This window comes from Stygiolobus sp. RP850M (assembly GCF_037389295.1).
In the GTDB taxonomy this organism is placed as follows: domain Archaea; phylum Thermoproteota; class Thermoprotei_A; order Sulfolobales; family Sulfolobaceae; genus Stygiolobus.
Genome location: NZ_JBBHKU010000026.1, coordinates 1 through 2,500 on the forward strand (window position 1 = coordinate 1; position 2,500 = coordinate 2,500).

The 2,500-nt window shown below is 51.2% G+C and carries 1 protein-coding gene, 1 rRNA gene and 1 pseudogene (1 of these 3 cut by a window edge); all 3 read right to left on the reverse strand.

Annotation, left to right across the window (positions count from 1 at the left end; all coding sequences use genetic code 11):
- Positions 1–256, reverse strand: a 256-nt coding sequence (locus tag WIW52_RS02115) for a hypothetical protein (RefSeq protein ID WP_337708314.1), incomplete at its 3' end; no start/stop codon positions are given.
- 432 nt (positions 257–688) lie between these two features.
- A pseudogene (locus WIW52_RS02120) lies at positions 689–916 on the reverse strand (restriction endonuclease); the annotation flags it as partial.
- A gap of 198 nt (positions 917–1,114) precedes the next feature.
- Positions 1,115–2,500 (reverse strand): 23S ribosomal RNA (locus tag WIW52_RS02125); it runs 1,643 nt beyond the window's last position.

Consider the following 2,500-nt stretch of genomic DNA (forward strand, 5'->3'; position numbering starts at 1 on the left):
CACCGTGCCTGATAATTTGGAAGATGTTGGTTGCGTTTGATAGGATTCTGTTTGTTGCCGCTAATGCTGGATAGATCTCGTATTGTTGTACTCCTTCTTGTAGCAGGTTCTTCAGTCCTACCGCTGTACAAGTAGTTGTTTCCCTCACTATGGCATATCCTATGGTTATCGTTATTGGTAGTCCTAGTCTGCTTAATAATGTTGATAACCTATCGAGGATTCCTTCATCTACTGGTGTAGGAGGATATTGGGACATACCCTTTCCACTACTTATTACTTGATCTAGATATATATAAAAATTTCTAGTCCCCTTAATGATGGCTGATATAGACATATATGAAACTGCAAACCTTTTTAAATATGATATACGTTATAGAAAGGGATGGGAACTAGATCGGTGATAAGTCACATCATTAGCCCGAGGATAGAGTACATGACATATATTACGGCATTTTTATAGTCCTTATTGCATAGATGTTTAACACCGCTACGTAATTGCTAAAAACATCATTATTCTAGGTATATTTCAGTCGAGGACATAAAATTCTTTCCTAGTACGGGATCAAATAATTAGGCTCTAGTAAAATATCCGTGACAAGCCTTCTTAAAAACGAGGAAAATGATAACTCAGTATTCTTAGATTTCGCTCTACTTATTGCTTCAGGTGAAAAACTTGATGTAGTTATTATTAGCCCCCTATCACACTTATATATATATCAATCCCGTCAATCACTTCCCTTATATCATTAATTCCAACCCTTGTTGTCTTACTATATCTCTTTATCTGTATACAGTACCTATAGTGAGAATAAACCTCATCCTTGATGGCTATAGCGTCACAACCTTTATCATTAGGACCACCAGTTTTCATTATTTTTGAAAAGCCTAACTTGGGTAAAACATTAGTAATGATGAAATCTTCAAATTTACTTGTCTAACCTATACAAAAGCCGAATAATCTCCCCTGCCATAAATGGTAATACACATTATAGTTTAATACCTTTTCTATCTCCCCTATTAAGTATGATCTTTAACGTGTACTGTGAAAAATAGTGAAATGGAAATGTAAAGGGCTCTCGGCTGGTACCAGACGACTTTCGCATAACCGCCTAGGGAAACTAAGGGCTGGGCTGATTGGGAGTGGCGGGCTGAACCCCTCGGCGAAAGCCTTGGGGCTTACACCCCCACCCCATCAACCCCCTCTTCTAGGGGAAGCCCTGGCGGTAACCCGCCTGACCGCCTCTTTTAGGGGAGGGGTTCCCGCTTAGATGCTTTCAGCGGTTACCCCTCAGGGCGCGGCTGCCCGGCAGTGCCCTACCGGACAACCGGTAAACTGGAGGCCCCGGAACCCTGTTCCTCTCGTACTAGGGGTTCCTTTCCCGCAGGCGGTCCGCACCCCCTACCCTTAGAGTCCGACCTGTCTCGCGACGGTCTAAACCCAGCTCACGCTCCCCTTTAACGGGCGGGCAGCCCTACCCTTGGGGGCAGCTGCACCCCCAGGGTGGGAAGAGCCGACATCGATGTAGCAAACCGCGGGGTCGATGTGAGCTCTCGCCCGCGACGACCCTGTTATCCCCGAGGTAACTTTTCTGTCATGCCCGGCCCCCATACGTGGGGGCACGAGCGTTCGCTAGGCCGCGCTTTCGCGTCGAGGCCCCGTACTTGGGAGGGCCTCGTCAGGCCGGCTTTTGCCCTTGCACTCTACGGCGGCGTTCTGTACCGCCTGAGCCGACCTTTGGGCTCCCGTGTTATCTTTTCGCGGGAGTGCCGCCCCAGCCGAACCGCCCACCTGACACTGTTCCCCATAAGGGGTTAGTCCTCCGAGCACTCATGGGTGGTGTTTCACTTTCGGGTCCCCCACCCCCGAAGGGATGGGTTCGACCCCTCCCACCTACGCTACGCATGAATGCCCGGAGGACAATGCCAGGCTGCGGTGAAGCTCTACGGGGTCTTCTCTCGGTGTAGGGGGTTGCCGGACTGTGCACCGGCTCAGGGCGTTCACGGGGCCCCAGGCTGGGACAGTGGGGACCGCGTTGATCCATTCATGCGCGCCGGAACTTGCCCGGCAAGGCATTTGGCTACCTTAAGAGGGTCAGAGTTACCCCCGGCCTTCAGCGGGGCTTCGCCCGGTTGGACCCGGGTTTCACCGGACCGCCAGTGGCCAGGATTTAGCCCCCGTACACACCCTTTCGGGCTAGCGGGGACCTATGTTTTTATTAAACAGTCAGGTCCCCCTTGTCACTGCGACCTATCAGGGCCGTTTTGCGACCCTGATAGGCACCCCTTCTTCCGAAGGTACGGGGCTAATTTGCCGAGTTCCCTAGCCTGGGTTACCCCCCAGACGCCTTGGGCTTCTCACCCAGGGGCACCTGTGTCGGTTCTAGGTACGGTCTCCCCCGATCGTTCCGAGCTCCCTTTTCATGGGGACCAGGATTCAGGGGAACCCTCCTAACGGAGGGCCCATCACACCTTCGCCCCCTTCTCACCGTTACGGCTCTCC